The organism is Thermus sp. KWY1 (assembly GCF_057547025.1).
In genome coordinates this window covers 73,047-94,630 of record NZ_BAAJPG010000031.1, presented here as the reverse complement: position 1 = coordinate 94,630, position 21,584 = coordinate 73,047, and the positions used below count along the sequence as shown (strand labels likewise).

18 protein-coding genes and 2 pseudogenes are annotated in these 21,584 nt (G+C 66.4%); 4 read left to right on the top strand and 16 right to left on the bottom strand.

The features are described from left to right. Positions 1–202 (top strand): annotated as a pseudogene (locus tag AC27GT_RS09605) (IS256 family transposase); the annotation flags it as partial. A gap of 68 nt (positions 203–270) precedes the next feature. Here AC27GT_RS09605 and AC27GT_RS09600 read toward each other — a convergent pair. From AC27GT_RS09600 to AC27GT_RS09560, 9 genes and pseudogenes are all read right to left on the bottom strand, one after another. After that, positions 271–699 (bottom strand): annotated as a pseudogene (locus AC27GT_RS09600) (polysulfide reductase NrfD family protein); the annotation flags it as partial. Continuing rightward, a complete protein-coding gene (locus AC27GT_RS09595; protein WP_487224062.1) occupies positions 692–1,279 on the bottom strand; it encodes a 4Fe-4S dicluster domain-containing protein in 588 nt (195 codons plus the stop codon). The gene AC27GT_RS09595 and the pseudogene AC27GT_RS09600, both read right to left, overlap by 8 nt. Then, positions 1,279–3,576: a molybdopterin-dependent oxidoreductase gene (locus AC27GT_RS09590; RefSeq protein WP_487224061.1), complete on the bottom strand. Its 2,298-nt coding sequence runs from the start codon at positions 3,574–3,576 to the stop codon at positions 1,279–1,281. Before AC27GT_RS09590 ends, AC27GT_RS09595 begins: the two co-directional genes overlap by 1 nt. Next, positions 3,554–4,075 (bottom strand): TorD/DmsD family molecular chaperone, encoded by a 522-nt coding sequence (locus tag AC27GT_RS09585; protein WP_487224060.1) that lies wholly within the window; start codon positions 4,073–4,075, stop codon positions 3,554–3,556. The genes AC27GT_RS09590 and AC27GT_RS09585 overlap by 23 nt, the downstream gene beginning before the upstream one ends. A gap of 140 nt (positions 4,076–4,215) precedes the next feature. After that, complete coding sequence (locus AC27GT_RS09580) at positions 4,216–4,812, bottom strand: response regulator (RefSeq protein ID WP_487224059.1); 597 nt, start codon at positions 4,810–4,812, stop codon at positions 4,216–4,218. Beyond that, positions 4,809–5,774, bottom strand: coding sequence for a sensor histidine kinase (locus tag AC27GT_RS09575; RefSeq protein ID WP_038068483.1), 966 nt, complete (start codon positions 5,772–5,774; stop codon positions 4,809–4,811). Before AC27GT_RS09575 ends, AC27GT_RS09580 begins: the two co-directional genes overlap by 4 nt. Before the next feature lie 61 nt (positions 5,775–5,835). Beyond that, on the bottom strand, positions 5,836–6,720 hold the full coding sequence (gene ribF, locus AC27GT_RS09570; protein WP_015716607.1) for a riboflavin biosynthesis protein RibF: 885 nt from the start codon (positions 6,718–6,720) through the stop codon (positions 5,836–5,838). Beyond that, entirely contained in the window at positions 6,698–7,186 is a 489-nt protein-coding gene (locus AC27GT_RS09565; protein ID WP_487224058.1) for an NUDIX domain-containing protein, read from the bottom strand. Before AC27GT_RS09565 ends, ribF begins: the two co-directional genes overlap by 23 nt. A 58-nt stretch (positions 7,187–7,244) precedes the next feature. Beyond that, on the bottom strand, positions 7,245–8,360 hold the full coding sequence (locus tag AC27GT_RS09560) for a cytochrome c3 family protein (protein ID WP_015716609.1): 1,116 nt from the start codon (positions 8,358–8,360) through the stop codon (positions 7,245–7,247). 144 nt (positions 8,361–8,504) lie between these two features. Here AC27GT_RS09560 and AC27GT_RS09555 point away from each other — a divergent pair, with 144 nt between their 5' ends. Further along, positions 8,505–9,017 carry a 2'-5' RNA ligase family protein gene (locus AC27GT_RS09555; protein WP_487224057.1) on the top strand — a complete coding sequence of 171 codons (513 nt, stop codon included), beginning with the start codon at positions 8,505–8,507 and terminating at the stop codon, positions 9,015–9,017. Here the strand turns inward: AC27GT_RS09555 and rpoD are convergent. Both rpoD and AC27GT_RS09545 read right to left on the bottom strand, forming a co-directional pair. Next, positions 9,014–10,303: an RNA polymerase sigma factor RpoD gene (rpoD, locus tag AC27GT_RS09550; RefSeq protein WP_049775659.1), complete on the bottom strand. Its 1,290-nt coding sequence runs from the start codon at positions 10,301–10,303 to the stop codon at positions 9,014–9,016. The two genes, AC27GT_RS09555 and rpoD, sit on opposite strands and share 4 nt — an antisense overlap. Before the next feature lie 191 nt (positions 10,304–10,494). Then, positions 10,495–11,703 (bottom strand): class I SAM-dependent methyltransferase, encoded by a 1,209-nt coding sequence (locus tag AC27GT_RS09545; RefSeq protein ID WP_487224056.1) that lies wholly within the window; start codon positions 11,701–11,703, stop codon positions 10,495–10,497. A gap of 92 nt (positions 11,704–11,795) precedes the next feature. Between AC27GT_RS09545 and AC27GT_RS09540 the strand changes: the two genes are divergently transcribed. Beyond that, positions 11,796–13,013: an aspartate kinase gene (locus tag AC27GT_RS09540; RefSeq protein WP_015716613.1), complete on the top strand. Its 1,218-nt coding sequence runs from the start codon at positions 11,796–11,798 to the stop codon at positions 13,011–13,013. Beyond that, a complete protein-coding gene (locus AC27GT_RS09535; RefSeq protein ID WP_487224055.1) occupies positions 13,013–13,477 on the top strand; it encodes a phosphoribosyltransferase in 465 nt (154 codons plus the stop codon). Before AC27GT_RS09540 ends, AC27GT_RS09535 begins: the two co-directional genes overlap by 1 nt. A 42-nt stretch (positions 13,478–13,519) precedes the next feature. On the opposite strand, the gene AC27GT_RS09530 is transcribed toward AC27GT_RS09535, so the two are convergent. The 5 genes from AC27GT_RS09530 to AC27GT_RS09510 are packed head-to-tail and all read right to left on the bottom strand — an operon-like array spanning position 13,520 to position 21,568. Then, positions 13,520–14,503 (bottom strand): malate dehydrogenase, encoded by a 984-nt coding sequence (locus AC27GT_RS09530; protein WP_219759409.1) that lies wholly within the window; start codon positions 14,501–14,503, stop codon positions 13,520–13,522. Between the two features lie 39 nt (positions 14,504–14,542). Next, on the bottom strand, positions 14,543–16,273 hold the full coding sequence (gene dnaG / locus AC27GT_RS09525) for a DNA primase (protein WP_487224054.1): 1,731 nt from the start codon (positions 16,271–16,273) through the stop codon (positions 14,543–14,545). After that, positions 16,252–18,903 (bottom strand): AAA family ATPase, encoded by a 2,652-nt coding sequence (locus AC27GT_RS09520; RefSeq protein WP_487224053.1) that lies wholly within the window; start codon positions 18,901–18,903, stop codon positions 16,252–16,254. The genes dnaG and AC27GT_RS09520 overlap by 22 nt, the downstream gene beginning before the upstream one ends. 1 nt (position 18,904) lies before the next feature. Further along, positions 18,905–19,357, bottom strand: coding sequence for a hypothetical protein (locus AC27GT_RS09515; protein WP_038029051.1), 453 nt, complete (start codon positions 19,355–19,357; stop codon positions 18,905–18,907). Positions 19,358–19,366: 9 nt separating this feature from the next. After that, positions 19,367–21,568: a DEAD/DEAH box helicase gene (locus AC27GT_RS09510; protein ID WP_487224052.1), complete on the bottom strand. Its 2,202-nt coding sequence runs from the start codon at positions 21,566–21,568 to the stop codon at positions 19,367–19,369. Between the last annotated feature and the right edge of the window lie 16 nt (positions 21,569–21,584).

The window sequence follows — 21,584 nt, the reverse complement described above, 5'->3', positions numbered from 1 at the left end:
GAGGCGTGGGACGAAGGTGCGGGATCATAAGTTCCCCCGACCCGAGTCTGTGTTTAAGCTCCTTTACTTGGAGGCGGAGCGTCAGGAGGGGAGGTGGTCTGAGCGGCGATTGAAGGGCTTTGCTGAGGTGCGGGAAGTGCTGGAGAAGATGCTTCTGGAGAGGTATGCCCCCCGTACACAGACGCTTACACATAAATCTTGACACGACCCCACCCCGAGCCCCAAGACCAGGGCGGTGAGGGGAAACAGCCCCGCCAGCAAGGCGTTCCAGAGGGGTCGGTTCAGGTTCACCGCCAGGGCCATGCCGGGGTAGGCCAGGGCCACCAGGCTAAAGGCCAAAAGGCCCCAGGCCAAAGGCTTGCTGGGTCCTTTCCCGAGGTATAGGAGCCCGGCAGACATGAAGGAGAGAGCCAGGCCCCAGGACCCCCACCAGATGGGGCTTGTGGGGTGGAAGGAGAGGAAAAGCCAGACGTGGGTGAAGCGGAAGCGGGCGGGGGATTCCGCCCAAAGCACGAAGAGATCCAGAGCAATCAGGCCCAGGGCCCAAAGGGTATAGCGGCGGGCTTCCGGATAGCCCTTAAGGTGCAGCAGGGCTGTCAGGAAGGCCATACCTCCCGCCAGCCCCACCAGGATGAAGTGGAGAAGATTGGTCCAGTGCCAAAACTCCCCGGCGTTGGGAAGGCCGTAGAACTCAGTCATGGTGCACCTCCCTCTCCTGGGTGAGCCCCTTCTTGGAAGGGGCGTTCAGGTAGAAGAGCTTGGGCTTGGTGCCCAGCTCGGGCCTCAACACATCCACCCGCCCAGCCTCCTTCAGGGCCCTGGACACCGGGCTTTCCGGGTCGTCCAGGTCCCCAAAGGTGCGGCAGAAGGTGGGGCAGGTTTCCACGCAGGCGGGAAGCCGGCCCTGCTCTATCCGGTGGGCACAGAAGGTGCACTTGCTCACGTAGCCGGCCGGGTGCAGGTAGCGGGCATCGTAGGGGCAGGCGGCGATGCAGGCCCCGCAGGCGATGCACTTTTTCGGGTCCACCAGGACCAAGCCCTCTTGGGTTTGGTAGCTGGCCCCCGTGGGGCACACGGGTACGCAGGGTGGGTTTTCACAGTGCAGGCACTGTTCGGGGCGGAACTCCACCACCAAATCGGGATAGGTACCTATCTCCCGCTCCCGGATCCAGAGGTTAAAGACCCCTGGGGGAACCTCGTTCTCCATCTTGCAGGCCACGGCGCAGGCGGCGCAGCCCACGCAGAGGCTAAGGTCGATGGCCATGGCGTAGCGGGGCATCACATCCTCCTTTCGTCAAAGGGGCGCTTGGCCAGGGCGGAGAGGCTGGGCAACCGGGGCTTTTCCGCCTTCTCCAGCTTGACGAAGTTGACCCGAAGCCCCGCCCCTCCGGAAATGGGGTCCAGCTTGTACCGGGTTTGCAGGTAGTTGTCGGAGGCTCCCCGGCCGTGGGCCACCTTCATGAGGGGGGCCTTGTGGCCGAAGCCGTGGACCAGGTAAACGCAGTCCTTCCGGATCCTTTCCGTGGTCTTGACCCGCACCGGGCCTTCCCTCACGCCGTCCTGGTTCTCCAGGATCACGTAATCCCCATCCTTCAGGCCCAGCTTTCTGGCCTCTTCCCGATGGATCCAGACCTCGTTTTCCGGGTCCATTTCCATGAGGACCCAGTTGTTCTGGGTGCGGGCGAAGGTGTGCACGGGGCTTCGGCCGTAGAGGAGGCGGTAGAAGCCAGGGGGTGGCTCCTCGGGCGGGGTGAAGACGGGAAGGGGCTGGTGGCCCGCCTTCTTGAAAGCCTGGCAGTAGAGTTCGATCTTCCCCGAGGGGGTGCCGAAGGGAAGCCGGCCTTCCTTCTCCCAATCCTCCAGCCAGGGCTTGCCCTTTTGCACCAGGGTGCCCATGCCCTTCAGGGTTTCCAGGTCAAAGCCGATGCTCTGGAGGCGGGTGTCCAGGTATTCCTCAATGGTCTGCCAGGGGAAGAACTCGCCCAGGCCCAGGCGGATCCCCAGCTCCCGGGCGATCCACCAGCCGGGCTTGGTGTCAAAGAGGGGTTCGTGGGCGGGAACCCGAAGCTGGATGAAGGGGGTTTTGTGGGCCACGGCCACCAGGTCGTCGTAGCGCTCCAGGTAGGTGGCCTCGGGCAGGATCACGTCGGCCCACATCACGTGCTCCTGGGGGAGCACATCTATGACCACGTAGAGATCCAGCTTCTTGAGGGCCTCCTTGGTGCGGGGCACGTTGGGGATGGAGTGGAAGAGGTTGATCCCGTAGGCGAGGAGCCCCTTGATGGGGTAGGGCTCCCCGGTGATCATGGGCTCGATGAGCTCCTGGATGGCGGTGGTGCGGGCGAAGAACTTGCCCTTGTCGGCCCGGGGTTTAAACCCTTCGGGTTCGTGATTTCCTCCAGCTGGACCTGAGCAACCTCCCGCAGCCGGCTCCAGGGGTAGGGGCGGGGTGGGGTACTTCTCCAGGTAGGGGCTTTGGGCGATGTAGAACCCGCCCTTGCGGCCGTAGTTGCCCAGGAGGACGTTCACGTAGTACAGGGCCATCATCCGGTAGGTGTCGTCCCCGTACCAGACGGTGTGCCGGGTGGGGGGGAGGACCGCCTGGGGCTTGTGGGCCGCCATCTCCCGGGCCACCTGGCGGATGGTTTCGGCGGGGATCTCCGTGTGCTTCTCCGCCCACTCGGGGGTGAAGTCCTTCACGTGGGTCTTGAGTTCCTCAAAGCCCGTGGTGTACTTGGCCACGTATTCCTTGTCGTAGAGATCCTCGTAGATGAGGACGTGGATCCAGGCCAGGAGCAAGGCGGTGTCGGTGCCCGGCTTGATGGGAAGCCACAGGTGGGCCTTGGCGGCGGCGGTGGAGAAGCGGGGGTCCACCACCACCACCTTGGCTCCCCGCTTCAGGGCCAGGGCGAAGTCCTGAAGCTGGGTATTGTGGGTATCCTCCCCGATGTGGTGGCCGATGAGGACGATGTAGCGGGCGTTTTCCCAGTCTATGGGTTCATGCCCGCCGATGGGTCGGCCGAAGACCCATTGGGCGGCCGTTTCCCTGGGGGCGGTGCAGAGGGCCACGGAGGGCTTGGCGGCGTTGGGGCTACCCCAGGCGGCGGGGAGGAAGTCCACGAACCAGGAATCCCCCGTGCCGTGGCCGAAGAAGGCGATGGCCTCGGGGCCGTATTCCTCTTTGATCTTCATCATCCTCTCGGCCACGTGGTCCAGGGCTTCCTCCCAGGTGGCCACCCGGTACTTGCCCTCGCCCCGCTGGCTTCCCTCCACCCGGATCAGGGGGCGCTTGAGCCGGTCGGGGTCGTAGGTGGTCTGGGGCATGCCCTGGCCCCGGGGGCAGAGCCGGCCCCGGCTTTTGGGGTTGGCCTCGTAACCCTCCACCTTGTACACCCGGTTCCCCACCGCATGGGCCACGATGCCGCACCGCCAGAAGCATCCCTCGCAGATCTGGTAGACGCTTTTGACCTCCTGCCGGTACCAAGGGGCCTTGAGGGCCTTGGCGGGGCCACTTCCCTTAAGGGCCAGGGCACCTGCGGCCAGGGTGCTAAGCTTAAGAAACTCCCGTCTTTGCATGGATGGCCTCCTGCAAAAGGTCCACCAGGGTGGCGTAAAACCCCGTGGGATCGTGGGTTTTCACCTGGGGGCCAAAGCGGTCCAGCCAGGGCTTTAGGAACTCCCGGGCAAGCCTCTTTGCCAGATGGGGGTTTTTGTCCGCCAAGAGGGCGATGGCCTCCCCGATGGCGGCGATGTGGTCGGGCAGGTCCCGCCAGGTGGCCTGCACCTCGAGGCCTCCTTCCCGGTAGAGCTCCTGGAGGCGGTGGAAGGAGGGGCCGAAGAGCTCCCCATCCAGGGCATAGCCCGCATAGGGCGGGGCGGGAAGCCCCTCGGGGTGGGTGACGAAGAGGGCGGTGTAGGCGGCCTGGAGTTCCCTGGGCGCCACCTTGGGCAGGGCCACGGGGTGGCCGGTAAGTTCCTCCAGGGCTTCCTCCAGGGTGCCCGCATAGAGCTCCCGGAAAAGGGCCTCTCCCGGCGGGGAGAAGAAGCTCGCCGTGACCCAGCCCAAGAGTTCCATGCCTCACCTCCTGGGCTTAAGATAGGGCTTGCCCTCTCTTTCACAAGACAGAGGGTTTTACCCGTGTCTGTCGGAAGATTTCCTAGGGCAAATGTCCTTGGGAAGGATGTTCCAAACAGGGTCAGGGGCTTGGGGCTGCCCTAGGCCAGGCCCTGTTCCCGGGCCCAGCGCACCAGCTCGGGGGTGTCCATGAGTCCCAGCTTGTTCAGGGCCCGCCCCTTGTAGGTGGAGGCGGTCTTCACGGAAATCCCCAGGCGCTCCGCCACCTGGGAGAGGGTGTAGCCCTGGGCCAGAAGGGCCACCACCGCCCGCTCCCTGTCCGAAAGAACCTCGGGTCCCGGTTCCACCTGCCCCTCCAGAAGCGCCTCGGTCAGGCTGGGGTGGAGGTAGCGGAGGCCCCTTCCCAGGCGCTCCAGAGCCTCCAGAAGATCCTGGTCCAAAGCATGTTTGGGCAGGTACCCCTTGGCCCCCAGGGCGAAGGCCCGGGCCACGTAGGCGGGCTCGTCGTGCATGGAAACCACCAGGACCTTGGCCCTTTTGGCCAGGTGGGGGAGGGCCTCGAGGCCCCCCATGCCCGGCAGGTTCAGGTCCAAAAGGACCAGCTCGGCCTCCCAGGGTGCGGCCAGGGCCTCCTCCGCCCGGGCGAACTCCGCCACCACCTGGTGGCCACCTTCCTTCAGGAGAAGGCGAAGGCCCTTGCGCACCAGGTGGTGGTCCTCCACCAAAACCACCCTCATAGAGGCACCCCGAACTCCACCTCCGTGCCCTGGCCAGGCTTGCTGCGCAGGGCAAAGCTTCCCCCCAGGCTTTGGATGCGTTCCTGCATGCCCAAAAGCCCCACGGAGGGGGGGGTTATTTCGGGGTCAAACCCCCGGCCGTCATCCCTCACCACGCCGAAGAGGCGATCCCCCTCTTGCCAGAGGCGCACGGATACCCGCCGGGCTTGGGCATGGCGCAGGACATTGGTCAGGGCCTCCTGCACCACGCGGAAGAGGGCCACTTCCTTCTCCTTGGGCAGGCGGGGTAGGTCCAGCTCAGCCTCCACCTGAAGGCCGTGTTGGCGGTATTCCTCCAGGTAGCGGGAGAGGGCTTCCTTAAGCCCCAGATCGTCCAGAAGGGGCATGCGGAGTTCCCGGGAAAGCCGCCGGACCTCCTCGAGGGCCTCCGCCACCCGCTTGCGGGCCTCGGGGAGCTTCTCGGGGTGCTTTTCCGCCACCTTCAGGGTGAGGAGGGCAGCGGTGAGGAGGCTTCCTACCCCGTCGTGAAGCTCCCGGCCCACCCGGCGCCTTTCCTCCTCCTGGGTGGCCAGGAGCCTCCCCGCCAGCTCCAGCCCCGGGCGCTTCAGGGCCAGGAGGAGGAGGGAAGGTAGGGCCTCGGGGGCTTCTCGGCCTTCGTGGAGGCTCAGCACCACCACCGCCAGGGTCTTTTCCCCCTGCTTCACCGGAATGGCCACGAAGGATCCCTCCTTCACCGCCTCTCCCCGCCTCAGGGCTTCCTCGGCCAGGGGACGGGAGCGGGCCACCAGGGGACAGGTGGTCCGGCAGGCCTGCATCTGGAAAAGGGAGAGGCCCTCGCCCACCCAGTAGGCCTCGCCGCAGCGGATGACCCCCGCCTCCTCCAGGGCCGCCAGGGCGCGGCGAAAGACCTCCTGCCTCCCCCGGGCTCCCACCAAGGCCTCGGCCAAGCCTCTGCAGTCCACAACTCCAGCCTATCCGGGCCCCGCCGGGAAGGATGTCCCCGAAACGGGTTTTATGGGCTACCTAGAGGCCAAAGTAAGCGCGGGCCGAGGCCACGTCCTTGGCGATCTGGGCCTTGAGCTCCTCGAGGCTGTCGAAGCGTTTCTCCTCCCGTAGGCGCTTGAGGAAGGACAGGCGCATCTCCTCCCCGTAAAGCTCCCCGGCAAAGCCCAGAAGGTGCACCTCGAGCCTTCTTTCCATACCGTTTACCGTGGGCCTCGTGCCCACGTTGGCCACCCCCTTGTAGCGGCCAAAGGATCCCTGGGCCTCCACGGCGAACACCCCTGGGGGGAGGATCTTCTGGGGGTGAACAGCCAGGTTGGCGGTGGGAAAGCCCAGCTTCCTCCCAAGCTTGTCCCCTTCCACCACCACCCCGTAGGCCCCGTAAGGCCGGCCCAGGAGGTGACGGGCCTCCTCCACCCGGCCCTCTTGCAGAAGGGCGCGGATGCGGCTGCTCTTCACCGGCTCCCCTCCCAGGGTTAAAAGGGGAACGATGCGCACTGGGGCCACCTGGGCCAGGTCCTCAGGGCCGCCACCCCGGCCCTTGCCGAAGCGGAAATCCTCCCCCACGTAGATGCGGCTCGCTCCAAGCCTTCTGAGGTCCTCCAAAAACTCCCCCGCCTCCCTTTGGGCGAAGGTTTCGTTAAAGGCCACCGCCAGGATCAGCTCCACCCCGAGGGCCCTGAGGGCCTCCACCTTCTCCGTGAGGTCCATCAGGAATCCCTCTCCCCGGGTGAAGACCTTGGTGGGGGGGTCAAAGGTGTAGACGAGAAGGGGCTGGTGGAGGCTCTTGGCCTCGGCCAGGGCCTGGTGGAGGAGATGTTGGTGGCCCAGGTGTACCCCGTCGAAGGAGCCCACCGCCACCACCTTGGCCCCCTTGGGAACGTCAGCGACCTCGGAGAAAAGCATGGTAGTAAAGCACGCCCACCAGGCCGGTGGTGGAAAACTCCACCTCGCCCTTTTGGTGCATCTCTAAGGCCCTTTCCGGCTCCAGCCAGACCACCTCGATCTCCTCGTCCTCGTCCGGCGTGGCCTGGGTTTCCCGCAGGTTGCTGGCCAGAAAGACGTGGGTCTTTTCGTCGGTGAAGCCCGGGGACACGTAGTAGCTGAAAAGGGGCGCAAGGTCCCCCGCAAGCCCGGTTTCCTCGGCCAGCTCCCGACGGGCAGCCTCCAGGGGGTCCTCCCCAGGTTCTATAAGCCCCGCGGGGATCTCCAGGGGAGCCAGGCCCACTGCCGGACGGTGCTGGCGCACGAAGAGCATCCTTCCATCCCGCACGGCCACAATGGCCACCGCGGGCTTGTGCTCCACGATCTCGTAACGGCCTTCCAGGGCCAGGCTCAGGATGCGGCCCCGGTAGAGATAGGTGCGGCTCACGTCCCCATGTTAAAGCCAAAAGCCCCGGGGGAAACCCCCCGGGGCCACCGCATGGGGATTACTGAAGGGCGTTCAGGGTGGCCAGGAGGACGGTGCGGGTGTAGGTGGGGTTATGCACGCCCTTGGAGCCGTCGTTTTCCAGGAGCAGGTAGTTCCAGCTGGCCCGGACGATGGGGTCCTTGGTGGCGAAGACCGGCTGGCCCTTCTCGTCCCGGATGTCCCCAAGCTGGCTGTAGAGCACGGTGCCGTCGGTGAGCGTCATCTTGAAGGCGATCTGCCCGGCGATAGAGGTGATGTCCACCCGGTAAACCGGAGCCTTGACAGGGGTGTTGGGGGTGAACTGGCCGGTATCGGGGTTGTAGGCCCGCACGGTCTTGATGCGGTCCCTTACCGCCAGCACCCGGGCGTTCACCTTGCTGCGCAGCAGGGAGAGGAGGTGGGCGGTGTTTTCCTGGACCATTTCCTTGGTGTACTTGTTGCCGTGGCAGGAGGCGCAGAGGTTCTCCGGGGTCTTGAGGGTGTGGCTGGAGTACTCCCCGGTCCCCGCCAGGCTCATGTGGCAGGTGGAGCAGGCGTTCCCCGTGAAGAAGGCGTGGGGGTTGGGCCACTCCCTGGTGTCGTCCACGAAGAAGGCGTTCTTGCCCAGGATCACGTCCCCTTGGCTCGAGGCGTGGGGATAGGTGTAGCGGCCCGGGTCCTCGGCGTTCCAGGTGATGCGGCCGTTTCGGGTGTTGTGGCAGGTGATGCACAAAGCGGCGTTGCCCACGGCCGTGGCCTTAAACCCCGAGGGAAGCATGGGGGTGTCGTTGGCCAGGCGCAGATCCCCGTCCTCGTCGTGGCAGGCCTTGCAGGTGACGGGCTTGACCTGGTCCCGGGTCAGGCCCAAGGACTTGAGGTAGTCCACGGTGGCCGGCTTGCCGTCCGGGCCCACCAGGTTCCCGGGGTTGCCCTTCTTGAGCTGGTCCAGCCAGGCGATGAAGCCCTGCTCGCTGTGGCAACGGGCGCAGTGGGCAGCGCCCTCGGCCCGGGCTTCCACCGTGGCCACGCTCAGGGTTTTGGCCCCCATCACCCCGTTGTTGTGGGCGCTCTGCTCCCACTCCTTTTGGATGGCCTCCTTGTTGGACAGGGCCACCATCAAGCCAAGGGCCAGCAGGGCCAGTAGGGCTCTTTTCATAAACGCCACCTCCTTACGAGGATAGCTCACACCCCTGTTAACACCTAAGTCAAGGGTAATATGTCCCGGGGAGCGGGGTTGAGGGAGGGTTTCCTCGAGTCAGCCCGAAGAAGGTTGGGTAGGCCCAGCGGGTATACTGGCGGCGTGTATGGGGTGTTGGTGTGGCCCCCGGAGGACCTGAGGCGTTTCCTGGAGGAACTTCAGGCCCTTCACGGGATCAGGGGCTTTGGCCCCCCGCACCTTAACCTGCGCCAGCCCTTTGACTGGCCCTATGAGGAGGAGGCCCTGAGGATCGCCCTTGCGGGCATTCTTCGGGGGCACACTCCCTTTCGCCTGCGCCTCGGGGGGTGGGGGTATTTCCCCCAGGGAGTGGTCTACCTGAGGGCCTACGGGGGCACTCCCTTCCGGCGCCTCTACCACGCCCTGGAACCCTTGGCCCCGCCCCTGAAGGAGATCGAAGGGCCCAGCTACCTGCCCCACATCACCCTGGCCCTGGGGCTATCCGAGGAGGAGGCAAGGAGGCTGGCGCAGGAGCTTCCCGCTCCCCAAAGGCGCTCCTTCTTGGTGAAGGAAGTGGCCTTGGTGCGGGATGAAGACGAGGGCCACCTCCTGGAGGTGGCCCGTTTTCCCCTCGGTGTGGAGTGGGGTCCCCGTTAATCCAGGAAGTCCCTAAGCTTCCGGGTGCGGGACTCGTGGTACTTGAGTTTCCTCAGGGCCTTGTTCTCAATCTGGCGGATGCGCTCCCGGGTAACCCCGAAGTAGGCCCCCACCTCCTCGAGGGTGTGCTCCCGCCCGTCAATCAGCCCCTTGCGGAGTTTCAGCACCATGGCCTCGCGTTCGGAGAGCTTGGAAAGGGCCTTTTCCAGCTCCTCCGCCAGGAGGCTCTGGGCGGCGGCGTCCACGGGGGAGGGAAGGTTCTCGTCGGGGATGAAGTCCCCGTAGAAGCTGTCCTTTTCGTCCCCGATGGGGGTTTCCAGGGAAACCGGTTCCTGGGCGATCTTGAGGGTTTCCTCCACCCGCTTGGCGTCCCAGCCCGGGCCCATGGCCTCGGCGATCTCCTCGTAGGTGGGCTCCCGGCCCAGTTCCTGCTGGAGGGAGCGGGCGGTGCGGGAGAGCTTGTTGATGGTCTCCACCATGTGGACGGGGATGCGGATGGTGCGGGCCTGGTCGGCGATGGCCCGGTTGATGGCCTGGCGGATCCACCAGGTGGCGTAGGTGGAGAACTTGAAGCGCCGCTTGTACTCAAACTTCTCCACGGCCCGGATGAGGCCCTGGTTGCCCTCCTGGATCAGATCCAGGAAGGAAAGCCCGCGGCCGGTGTACTTCTTGGCGATGGACACCACCAGCCTCAGGTTGGCCTCGATGAGGTGCTGCCTGGCGGCCTCCCCCTCGCGGGCGAGGTGCAGGTAGCGCTTAAGCTCCTTGGGGAGGCTCTTCAGCTTGGCGTCCACCTCGTCCACCGTCTTGGGATCCAGCTTGTCCCTGAGGCCAGGGATCTGGCTGATGCGGGCCGTGCCCAGGATCTTGGCCCGCACCACCTCCCGGATCAGGTCCTGGTCCAGCCCCGTGGCCTCGGAGAGCTTTTTGATGGCCTCCATCCCCTCCTCCACCTTCCTGGCCAGCTCGATCTCCTCCTCCAGGGTGAGGAGGGGGACCTGGCCGATCTCGTGGAGGTACTGGCGCACGGGATCGGAGGTGGAAACCTTGGGCAGGGCAAGCTCCTCCTCTTCCTCGAAGAGCTCCTCGCCCAGGTAGTCCGGGGAGGGGCCTTCCTCGGGAAGGAGGAGGTCGTCGGCTTCCAGGTAGCTCTCGTCCGCCATGGGATCCAGGGGCTCGTCCAGGAAGATCTCGGGGGCGAGGTCGGGCTCCTCCACCTCGAGGGGGGGTTCTTCCGGAGCCTCCAGGTAGCTTCCCTGGAGGGCATCCTGGGCCAGGGGTGCCATTTCCTCGTCGTGAGGGATTTCCTCTTTAGCCTCCAGGGGGGCCGGTGGGGCCTTCTTCCGGTTTTTCGAGGTGGTTCCCCCGGAGCCCGCCTTGGGGGCTTTTTCCGTGGCGGTCATGGATTCTTGGGTCTGGAGGGCCATCCTTTCCTCTTCCCCGGCAGTAACCTGCTTCACCTTGTTCTTGGTCTTCTTCAACGCGGACCTCCCTCCTCGGGGTTGCTACCCCGTCTGGCCTTCTCAGCGAAAAGCACCTTGTACTCCCTCACCAAAAGCGTCCTAAAAGCGCCAAAGCGCTCTTCCAGTAGGGGCTCGTACTTGAGAAAGGGGTTTGCCACCAGGAAAAACCCACCGCCCGGCTTCAGCCGGGCCGCCGCCGCTTCCACGAAGGCCTGGGCCACATCCAGGATGACCGCTCCCCCCACGTGAAAGGGGGGATTCGTAACTATGATGTCAAATGCTTCTTCCTCTGTCAAGCCGGTGGCTTGCACCTGAGCCGGTCTGGATCCCCAACTTACTCCGCCTTCGGCCAAGGCTTCGTCCACGTCGGAGTGAAGCACCCGGGCGGCCAGGCGGTTTTCCTTTAGGCTCCTTTCCAGGGAGAGGACCGACACCAGGTCGTCCTCGAGGGCCGTCACCTCCCCCCCCAGGCGGGCCAGGGGCAGGGTGAGGGCTCCGTAGCCTGCCCCCAGGTCCAGGATGCGCCTGCCGCGGATACCTTCCCGGCCTACCTCCCCCACCAGGGCTTCCAGGAGAAGCACCGAGGCCTTGTCCACCTTCCCCGCGGAAAAGACCCCCGGCAGGTGAAAGAAGGTGAAGGCCTCCCCCAAAAGCCTTGCCTGGAACCGGTTCCAGAGGGAGGGTAGGGGTGGGGCTTCCCGTTCCTTTTCCAGAAGGGCCACCCGCACCGGGCCTTCCCGCTTGAGGACCAAGCCGTAGCCCAGAAGGGTCCGGGCTTCCTTGAAGTAGCGCTCAAAGCCCTTGTTCTTGTCCCCGGCCAGGTAGACCCGTCCCCCCATCCTCAAGGCCCGGGCGGCGGCCACCAAGGTGGCTCCTACGTAGGCGGTGCCCCGGCCTGCGGGCAGGGCCAGGACCACCAGGTCGTAGGCGTTTTCCTCCGCTTCCCAAGGAGGGGCCAGGCGGGCCTTCAGGCCGCTGGCCTGGAGGCAACGGAAGGCGGCCCTCGAGGTTTCCAGCCTGTCCACCTCCATCCGGCCCTCCAGGGGCAGGCTGGCCAGACCCACCCCGGGGTTCAGGTCCAGGGCCCTCTGGCCGAAGGGGGCCACGGCAGCCTGTAGGGCCTGGTAAACCGGGTCCCGGTACCCCCGGGCCCCCGGCTTCACGTAAAGCACTCCCCCGGGCCGGGGCAGGGGGGTGAGGCGGTGGTACTCCGCTAGGGTCATGCCCACACGCCAAGGATACGGGGCTTGGGGTGAAGGGGCAAATGTGATAATATTCCTTTTCAAGCCGCCCCTTGGGCGGAAAGGAGGCAAGCGTGTCCCTGGTCGTGCAAAAATATGGCGGCACCTCCGTGGGCGACCTGGAGCGCATCCACAAGGTGGCCCAGCGCATCGCCCACTACCGGGAGAAGGGGCATAGGCTGGCGGTGGTGGTTTCCGCCATGGGCCACACCACCGACGAGCTCATCGCCCTGGCCAAGCGGGTGAACCCGAGACCTCCCTTCCGGGAGCTGGACCTCCTCACCACCACCGGGGAGCAGGTTTCCGTGGCCCTCCTTTCCATGCAACTCTGGGCCATGGGCATCCCGGCCAGGGGTTTCGTGCAGCACCAGATCGGCATCGTCACGGATGGGCGCTTTGGCGACGCCCGGATCCTCGAGGTGAACCCAAACCGCATCCAGGAGGCCCTGGACCAGGGGTATGTGGCGGTGATCGCCGGCTTCATGGGCACCACCCCCGAGGGGGAGATCACCACCTTGGGCCGGGGGGGGTCCGACACCACCGCCGTGGCCATCGCCGCCGCCCTGGGGGCCAAGGAGTGCGAGATCTACACGGACACGGAAGGGGTTTACACCACGGACCCCCACCTGATTCCCGAGGCCCGGAAGCTTGAGGTGATCGGCTACGACCAGATGCTGGAGATGGCCGCCCTGGGGGCCAGGGTCCTCCACCCCCGGGCGGTGTACTATGCCAAGCGTTACGGGGTGGTGCTCCACGTGCGCTCCAGCTTTTCCTATAACCCCGGTACCCTGGTGAAGGAGGTCAACATGGAAATGGGCAAGGTGGTGACGGGTGCGGCCTTGGATCTGGACCACGCCCAGATCGGGCTTATCGGGATCCCCGACCAGCCGGGGATCGCCGCCAAGGTCTTCCAAGCCCTGGCCGAGCGGGGTATCGCCGTGGACATGATCATCCAGGGGGTTCCCGGGCACGATCCCTCCCGGCAGCAGATGGCCTTCACCGTGAAGAAGGATTTCGCCCAGGAGGCCCTCGAGGCCCTGGAGCCCGTTTTGGCCGAGATCGGGGGAGAGGCCCTTCTCCGCCCCGATATCGCCAAGGTATCCATCGTGGGGGTGGGGCTGGCCTCGGCCCCGGAGATCCCCGCCAGGATGTTCCAGGCGGTGGCCTCCACCGGGGCCAACATCGAGATGATCGCCACCAGCGAGGTGCGCATCTCCGTCATCATCCCCGCCCAGTACGCAGAGGCCGCCTTAAGGGCGGTGCACCAGGCCTTTGAGCTGGATAAACCCTGATGGAAAGGCTCTTCCTATCCTGGGAGGAGCTCCTTCGCCTGGTGCGCCACCTGGCCGGCAGGCTTCAGGGGGAGGAGTTTGACCTCATCCTGGGGATCGCCCGGGGTGGGCTCATCCCCACCGCCCTTCTGGCCCAGGCCCTGGGCGCGCGGGACATCCTCACGGCGGCGGTGATGTTCTACGAGGGGGAGGAAACCCTTCCCGAGCCCGTCTTCTTACAGTTCCCCCCAGACCCCCTGCTTTTCGGCAAGCGGGTTTTGGTGGTGGATGACGTGTGGGACTCGGGGCGGACGGCCCTGGCGGTGAAGGCCCGGGTCCGCCAGGCGGGAGGGTTTCCCCTGGTGGCCACCCTGCACTTCAAGCCCGGCCGGAACCAGGTGCCGGACGAACCCGACGTGTACGCCGAGGCCACGGAGGCCTGGGTGGTCTACCCCTGGGCCCCGGAGGTCTGGCTAAAAACCTGACCCCGCCCTGGCCTTTGGCCAGGGCGGGGGCCCGGCCAGGCCCTAGATAAGCCCTAGGGCCTTCACCTGTTCCATCTCGTCCAGAAGCTCCTTTGCGGTGATCTCCATCCGCTTCCTGGCGAACTCGTTGATCTCCAGGCCCTGGACGATCTCGTACTTCCCGCCCCTGGCGGTGACAGGGAAGGAGTAGACGATGCCCTCGGGAACCCCGTAGGAACCATCCGAAGGAATGGCCATGGAAACCCAGTCCCCCTCGGGGGTGCCCAGGGCCCAGTCGCGGATGTGCTCGATGGCGGCGTTGGCGGCGCTGGCGGCGCTGGAGGCTCCCCGGGCCTGGATGATGGCCGCTCCCCTTTGGGCCACGGTGGGGATGAACTCCTTCTCGTACCACTCCATGTCCACCAGCTCCAAGGCGGGTTTCCCGTCCACCTCCGCATGGAAGAGGTCGGGGAACATGGTGGAGGAGTGGTTGCCCCACACGGCAATGCGGCGGATCCGGTCCACGGGAACCCCCGTCTTCTTGGAAAGCTGGGCCTTGGCCCGGTTGTGGTCCAGCCGGGTCATGGCGGTGAAGTTTTTGGGGTCCAGGCCATGGGCGTTTTTGTAGGCGATGAGGGCGTTGGTGTTGGCGGGGTTGCCCACCACCAGGACCTTGACGTCCCGCTTGGCCACCTCGGCCAGGGCCCGGCCCTGTTCGGTGAAGATCTTGCCGTTCATCTCCAGGAGGTCGCGGCGCTCCATGCCCGCCTTCCTGGGGGCCGCCCCCACCAGAAGGGCATAGTCGGCGTCCTTAAAGGCCACCCTGGGGTCGTCCGTGGCCACGATCCCCGCCAGAAGGGGGAAGGCGCAGTCCTCGAGCTCCATGATGACGCCCTCCAGGGCTCTCAGGGCCTGGGGAATCTCCAGGAGCTGGAGGATCACGGGCTGGTCCTTTCCCAGCATCTCGCCTGCGGCGATGCGGAAAAGAAGGCTGTAACCGATCTGGCCGGCAGCGCCGGTGACCGCCACACGCACGGGGCTTTTCATCCTTTACCTCCTTGGGCCTAAGCCCGAAAGGATTTTACCTTAAAGCTTCCGGTAGATGCGCCGTTCCGCCTCTATGGCCTGGTCCAGTTCCTGGATTTCCCGCAAGATCTCCATGCTGGGGTTGCGGTTCAGCTCCTCCTTCAGTTTGGCCCGGCGCTCCAGGTAGTAGGCCTCCCGCAGGCGGGCCAGGGTTTTCTCCAGGATCTCGGGGAACCTGGGCTCGTCCACAGAGGGGACCAGCATCAACCTTTCCAAAAGGATGCCCCCCGCCTCCTTGCGGCTTAGCACCTGGCGCAGGTAGTCCCGGCGGGGTTCGCGGCTGGCCAGCTCCAGGAACTCGGAAAGCAAGGAGCCTTCCGGGGGCCAGACGTGAAGGGCCGTGTGGTGCACCCACTCGGCGAAGCGTTCCTCCGGCAGGGAGAGGAGGAGGGCCATGACGTCCAGCTCCAGAAGGAGCACCCGGTTTTTGGGCTCGGCCTTGGGGGGTTGGGGGGGTGGACGCCGGCCCCGCTTGAGGCTGGCCAGGTAATCCTCCAGCTGGCGCAGGGAAAGGCCCAACCGCTCCACCACCAGGGCCTTAAGGCGGTCGGCCACCGGGTCGAAGGGCTCAGGGGAGAGCATCCTGGGGGTGAGGGCTTCCAGGACCTTCCGTTTGTGCTCGGGGCGGGTCAGGTCCAGGTCCCGGGTGGCCTCCTGGAAGCGGAACTCCACCTCGGGAAGGGCTTCCTCTAAGGCTTTCTGGAATAGGGCCGGGCCCTCGGGCAGAAGGAGGAGGTCGCCCGGGTCCTTGCTGGGCAGGCGCACCGCATAGAAGAGGAACTTCCGGGCCAAGGAGAGGTCCAGGCTTTGCAGGGTGGCCCTCTGCCCGGCCTCGTCGGCGTCAAAGGCCAGGTAGACCTCCCGCACCTCCTGCATCTCGAGAAGGCGGGCTTGCTCCTCGGAAAGCCCCGAGCCCAAGACCGCCACCGCCTCGGCGAAGCCCATCTGGTGCAGGGCGATGGCGTCAAAAAGCCCCTCCACCACGATGGCCCGTCCCTGGCGAAGCTTGGCCTTGGCCTCAGGGTAGGCGAAGAGCACCTCCCGCTTGCGGAAGAGGGGGGTTTCCGGGGAGTTCAGGTACTTGGGGGTTTCCTCCCCCAGGGCCCTTCCCGTGAAGGCCACGATCCTGCCCAGGTGGTCCTTGATGGGGAAGGTGATGCGGTTCCTGAAGCGGTCATAGAAGCGCCCGTCCTTTTCCGCCAGGACCCCCGCTTTAAGGCCTTCCTCCGGGCTGATGCCGTGCCGGCTCAGGTGGGTGAGGAGGCCGTCCCCCTTGGCCGGGGCGTAGCCCAGGCCGAAGCGGGCGATGCTCTCCGGGGAAAGCCCCCGCCTTTGCAGGTACTCCTGGGCCTCGAGGGAAGCCTTGAGCCCCTCCAGGAAGTACTCCTGGGAGAGCTTGAGGACATCCAAAAGCTCCCGGCGCTTGGCGGGGGCGCCCGCTTGGGGAATCTCCACCCCCGCCTCCTCCGCCAGGCGCTCCAGGGCCCCCATGAAGTCCAGGCCCTCGATCCTTTCCACGAAGGCGAAAAGGTCGCCTCCCGCCTTGCAGCCGAAGCAGTGGAAAAGCCCCTTCTCCTCGTCCACGTAAAAGGAGGGGGTCTTCTCCTGGTGGAAGGGGCAGAGGCCCTTCCAGCGGCCGCGGCCTGCAGGCTTTAAGGCCACGTACCGGGAAACCACCTCCTTTAGGGAGAGGCGGCGCTTGATGGCCTCTACCGCTTGTGCCGCATCCATCCTGCCCCCCGCTTACGCCAAAGCCCGCGGACCCACCTTCCCAGGATACCGTAACCGCGGAGGGGGTCTTCCGGCTCGCTCCCCGCCAGAAAGGCCTGCCAGACCCGGGTTAGGGGCACGGAGGGGGTGAAGCTTAGGAGGTGGTCCACCCTTTCCCCCTCCTCCAGGAGGAGCTGGGCCCGGAGGAGCCTCGCCACCTCCAGGTGCACCGCAAACCCCGTGCGGTGGGTCTGGTAGAGAAGGTACTGGGAGAGGGCCTGGGCTTTCCTGGGGGCCTTGGGCCACAGGTAGAGGGCCAAGGAGGTAAGGACCAGATGGTAGACGTAGGGGTTGGAAAGCCGGCGAGCCTCCCGCAGGGCCTCCTTGAGAAGGGGAGTGGGGTCCAGGTTCCTCTGCCAGCGGTGGTGGGCCAGGGCCAGGATGCCGAGGTCCTTGCCGTCGGGGTGTTTGAGGGCTTCCTGGAAGAGGTCCTCCCGGAAGCGCCCCTTGAGGGTCCAGGCGGAAAGAAGGGCGGCTGCGAGCCAAGGATGTGGGGCTTCCCGGTAGGCCCGCTCCCCTTCCTCCAGGGCCTGCCCGAGGCGGCCGGTTTCCAGGAGAAGGCGGAGGCGGGTGGCGTGGTAGCGGGTCTTGGCCTCCAGGTCCGCTTCCCGGTAGGCGGGCGGGGGATGGGGTTCTCCCGGGAGGAGGGATTCCGCCTCCAGATAGCGGCCCAGGTCCATGAGAAGGCCCGCCCTCAGGCTTTGCCCGTGGAGCCTCAAGGAGGCGGGCACCAGGGGATGGAACTCGCTGAGGACCTCGAGGGCCTGCCGGGGCTGGAAGGCCCGCCACAAGGCCCCCGCCACCTGGAGGCGGGCCTGGGCTTCCTCCAGGGGGTAGGGCTTGAGGCCCGGGAGCAGGGGGAGGAGGGCGAGGGGGTTTTGAGCCCCTCGGAAGGCTTGCAGGATGGGGTCTTGGGACCTTGGGCCCCCAGGGGCGTCCCCGGCCATGCCCAGGGAGGCTTGGGCGTCCTGGAGCTCCTTTTCAAGGGCTTCCCGCCAGGGTGGGGGGGCAACCTCGAGGGCCTTTTGGTAAAGGGGTACGGCCCGTTCCGGCTGGCCGTGCCGCCAGGCTTCCTGGGCGAGAAGCCGGAAGGCCTGGGCGGCTTCCCGCTCCTGCATGGCCTCTCTTAGGTGAAGGGCCATGGGCCAGAAGGCTCCCTTTTCCTGGTAAAACCGGGCAGCCGCCCGGTGCCAAGCCTTGGCCTGCTCCTCAGGCACCAGGGCTCGGGCCGCCTGGACCACCTCGGATAGGGGCCTACCCCCTTGCGTGAGGCCCTCCTCCTCCAGGCGCTTGGCGGAGAAGGTCCCCGCCAGCTCCCCCAGGAGTTCCCTAAGGTGCTCCTCGCGCTGTTCCTCCTCGGGGAGGCTGGCCAGGGCTTCCTCCATGACCCCCAGGATCAGAAGGGCCTGCCGTTCCGCCGGGGGGAGGGCGTCCAAGGCGGGCTGCAGGGCGAGAAGAGGGGGTGCCTTCAAACCCCTGGCCTCCAGGGTGGGGGAGAAGAGGGGCTTTCGGCTTTCCACCAGGAGCATGAGGTGGGGGAAGGAATGCTTCAGGAGTTCTCGCAGGGTGCGGTCGGGGGCGTGGAGGTTTTTGGCCACCAGGAGCAGGGGGTGGGGCAGGCGGTGGAGGACTTCTTTCCAGGCTTCCAGGATGGCCTTCTCCAGGGTAGGCCGGTCCCAGGGGGGGCGGGCCTCGAGGCCCAGGCTGTACCGAAGGGCCAGGGAAAGTTCTGGGGAAAGCTCCGCCAGGGCCAGAAAAGCCTCCACCTGGCCGAAGGTTCGTTCCACCGCCTGGCGCAGGGTGGTGCGCAAGGGGGTTTCCGGCCCCATGCGCTCCAGGACCACCGCAGGGTAAGGAGGGTTTTCCAGAAACTTCTCCAGGAGAAGGCTCTTCCCGCTTCCCGGTGGCCCCACCAGGTTAAGGCGGGCGGGTGGATGATGGAAGGTTTCCCGGAGAAGGCGAAGGAGGGCCTCGCCTTCCGGGTCCAGTTCCACCCGGACCGCCTTCACCCGGGAAACCTCCACCGCCCCCAGGCCCTTGGCCTCGCGAAGGCCCAGGCCTTCCGCCTCCACCCCCGGGGCCAGGGCCAGGGTCTGGGGTTCGGTGAGCACCTCCCCCGGGGAGGCCAGCTTGCTGAGCCTTTCGGCCAGGACCACCGCAGGGCCCACCGCGGTGGGCTCCCCCGCCTGGCCGCTTCCCAGGGGAGCCCAGAGCACCTCCCCGCTGGCCACCCCTGCCCGGGCGGGTAGGCGGGAGGTGCGCACCATCTCCAAGGCCGCCTCCAAAGCCCGCCAGGGTTCCTTTCCTCGAGCCCTGGGGGCTCCGAAGAGGACCAAGACCCCATCCCCCAGGAAGCGGTGGACGAACCCCCCTTTGGCCCGGGCCACCCGGGCGGCTTCCTCCAGGGCCTCCTGCAGGTGGTGGTAGGCAGCTTGAAGGCCGGCCTGGAAGTGCTGGCTGGAGTCCACCAGGTCGTAGAAGAGGACGCTCACGTAACGCTTCTCCTCGGGCAGAAGAGCCCCCAGGGCCCGGCCGCAGGCCATGCAGAACCGAGCCTCAGGGGGGTTTCTCTGCCCGCACTCGCAGCGCATCTCACTCCCGGAAGAGCATCAGGGGGGGCCAGAGGAGGACCTCCGCCTCCTCGGGTAAGGGAACTTCCGCATGGACCACCACGGGCACGGGGGCCTGGAGCAGGTAAAACCCTTCCCCCAAAGGGGTGGTTCTGCCTCCTAAGCGGTAGCTGGCCCCTTCCCGCTCCAGGAAGGCCGCTCCCTCCAGGGGCTTGGCCCGGCGCACCACCCCGTGCAGCAACACGGGTACCACCCCTGTGGGCGCCGGGGGGGCTCCGCGGTCAAAGGCGTAAAGGATCTGGCCCTGGACCATGGCCTCCAGCACCGGGCTTCCCCAAGGCTCCGGGAAGAGGTGGGCCTCCACGGCATAGGTCCGGAAGCGGGCGAAGAAGCTTTCGGGGCTTTCCTCAATGGCGGGGCCTTTCGGCTGGCCCAGGGAATGCGACACCGGAGTCGGGGGGTCCTGGGGGACCATGGGAAGAGTTTAATGCAGGGTCCTTTGGGGAAGGGAGAGGGTGAGGTTCGCCGCCAGGATAAGGGCCGCCCCTTTGTCCAGGTACTGGTTGCCGTTCCCGCACTTGGGGGAGAGGACGCAACGGGGGCAACCCTCCTCGCAGGGGCAGCCCTTGAGGAGTTCCAGGGCGGACCGGACCCACTCGGGGAAGCGACGGGCCGCCTGCCGGGCGTAGCCCACACCCCCCGGGTAGCCGTCGTAGATGAAGATGGTGGGGCCGCTTCCCGAGGGCAGGGGCCTTGGGTAGAAGGGGTAGGAAAGGCCCCCGATGTCCTGCCTTTCGGCCAGGACGAAGAGGGGCAGGAGGCCGATCATGGCGTGCTCCAGGGCATGGATGCCCCCGGGGATCTGGTGGGGAGGGACCACCAGGGGAGGATGGAACCAAAGGGCCTCGGTGGGGAAGGAGATCTCGGGAAGCTCTAAGGGGACTTCCTCCAGGACGCTGCCGGTGTAGAAGCGCTTCTTGGCGTAGGCCACCACCCTTTCCCTCAGCACCACCTTGCCCACCCAGACCCCGTGGCCCATGGCCTCCCCCGAGAGAACCTCCAGATCGGTTTCCACCCGGGGCTCGGTGTAGTAGTCCTCGAGGGCCGGAAGGAGCCAGATCTCGCGCTTTCCGTGGTCGATGTTGCGCACCAGGTAGCTCTCCCCCCCGTGCAGGTAGACCGCCCCGGGGTGGGCCTCCCAGTAGGCCTGGCGCTCGTCCAGATAGCCCAGGACCTCCCCCTCCGGTCCCCGCAGGGTGAAGGTGGCACCCAGGCCCCGGAGGCTTAGGTCCCGGTGGGGGCGGCGCTTCGAGGTGTAGTAGCGGCCGTCCTTTTCCTTGAGCTCGGCCAGGGCCTCCGGGCAGAACACCTCCTCCCGCGAAAGGGGTTTTTCCCAGGCGGCGGCATGCAGGTGCAAAGGGCAGAGGACGGGGTTCTTGGGGTCGGCCACCGCCGCCTCCGGGGGGGTCCTCAGGAGAAGCTCGGGCCGATGGAGGAAGTACTCGTCCAAGGGATCCTCCCTGGGGATGTAGACCACCAGGGCCCTTCGCCTTCCCCGGCCTGCCCGGCCTGCCCGCTGCCAGAAGGCGGACACGGAGCCCGGATAGCCCACCAGGGCCACGGCGTCCAGCTCCCCGATGTCCACCCCCAGCTCCAGGGCGCTGGTGGAGATCAGGACCCGCACCTCCCCGGACTTCAGGGCCTCTTCCAGGCGGCGCCTTTCTTTGGCGGTGTAGCCCGCCCGATACGGGCGCACCCCGGGGTGGGCGGCGTAGCGGGCGATGAGCTCGGTGCTTTTCCTGGCGTTGGTGAAGATGAGCCCCCTTATGCCCCCTTCCGCCCAGGTCCGGGCCAGGTAGGCGGCCTCCAGGAGGGGGCTTCGCCGCCTTTCCCCCTTGGCGTCTAAGGGCTTGGGAAGAAGCACCAGAAGCTCCCGCTCCGAGCGGGCCACCTCCTCCCTTAGCTCCACAAAGGGAAGGCCGGTGAGGCCTTCCGCGTGCTCCTTGGCGTTGCCGATGGTGGCGCTGGCGGCGATCACCTGAGGGTTCGCCCCATAGTGGCGGGCCAGGCGCAACAGGCGGAAGAGGACCAGGGCCACGTGGGTCCCGAAGACCCCCCGGTAGGCGTGAAGCTCGTCCAGGACCAGGTAGCGGAGCCGGGAAAGGAAGGAGGCGAACTCCCCGTGCCAGGGTAGAAGGCCAAAGTGGAGCATGTCGGGATTGCTGAGGAGGATGAGGCCCTCTTGCTTGGCCTTCCGCCTTACCTCCCCCCGGGTGTCCCCATCGTAGGGGTAGATGCCCTTTACCCCCAGGGCCTCCGCCATGGCCTTGAGCCGCCTCAGCTGGTCATGGGCCAGGGCCTTGGTGGGGAAGAGGAGAAGGCTCGTTTCCCCTTCCAGGGCAGTCTTGAGCACCGGCGCCTGGAAGACCAGGCTTTTCCCGGCGGCGGTGGAGTAGGCCATGACCACGTTCTTCCCTTCCTCCACCAGAAGCAGGGCCTCCCTTTGGTGGGCGAAGGGCTTTAGCCCCAAGGCCTCGAGGACCCCGGCGAAGACCCCCTGGTAGGGGACGGTCTTGGGGGGGATCCGGGGAAGCAGGCGGGCGAAGACGATCCGCCCCCGGAACTCCGGGTTGGCCTCCAGCCAGTCCCGGTAGCTTTCCCATCCCCTTAGGGCCTCGGGCAGCACCCTTTCATTATGGCCT

Bases quoted from the DNA above. Each gene is read 5' to 3' on its own strand.
- AC27GT_RS09595 (WP_487224062.1), bottom strand. From the start codon at position 1,279: ATGCCCCGCTACGCCATGGCCATCGACCTTAGCCTCTGCGTGGGCTGC.
- AC27GT_RS09590 (WP_487224061.1), bottom strand. From the start codon at position 3,576: ATGCAAAGACGGGAGTTTCTTAAGCTTAGCACCCTGGCCGCAGGTGCC.
- AC27GT_RS09585 (WP_487224060.1), bottom strand. From the start codon at position 4,075: ATGGAACTCTTGGGCTGGGTCACGGCGAGCTTCTTCTCCCCGCCGGGA.
- AC27GT_RS09580 (WP_487224059.1), bottom strand. From the start codon at position 4,812: ATGAGGGTGGTTTTGGTGGAGGACCACCACCTGGTGCGCAAGGGCCTT.
- ribF (WP_015716607.1), bottom strand. From the start codon at position 6,720: ATGCTTTTCTCCGAGGTCGCTGACGTTCCCAAGGGGGCCAAGGTGGTG.
- AC27GT_RS09560 (WP_015716609.1), bottom strand. From the start codon at position 8,360: ATGAAAAGAGCCCTACTGGCCCTGCTGGCCCTTGGCTTGATGGTGGCC.
- rpoD (WP_049775659.1), bottom strand. From the start codon at position 10,303: ATGGCACCCCTGGCCCAGGATGCCCTCCAGGGAAGCTACCTGGAGGCT.
- AC27GT_RS09545 (WP_487224056.1), bottom strand. From the start codon at position 11,703: ATGACCCTAGCGGAGTACCACCGCCTCACCCCCCTGCCCCGGCCCGGG.
- AC27GT_RS09535 (WP_487224055.1), top strand. From the start codon at position 13,013: ATGGAAAGGCTCTTCCTATCCTGGGAGGAGCTCCTTCGCCTGGTGCGC.
- AC27GT_RS09530 (WP_219759409.1), bottom strand. From the start codon at position 14,503: ATGAAAAGCCCCGTGCGTGTGGCGGTCACCGGCGCTGCCGGCCAGATC.
- dnaG (WP_487224054.1), bottom strand. From the start codon at position 16,273: ATGGATGCGGCACAAGCGGTAGAGGCCATCAAGCGCCGCCTCTCCCTA.
- AC27GT_RS09520 (WP_487224053.1), bottom strand. From the start codon at position 18,903: ATGCGCTGCGAGTGCGGGCAGAGAAACCCCCCTGAGGCTCGGTTCTGC.
- AC27GT_RS09515 (WP_038029051.1), bottom strand. From the start codon at position 19,357: ATGGTCCCCCAGGACCCCCCGACTCCGGTGTCGCATTCCCTGGGCCAG.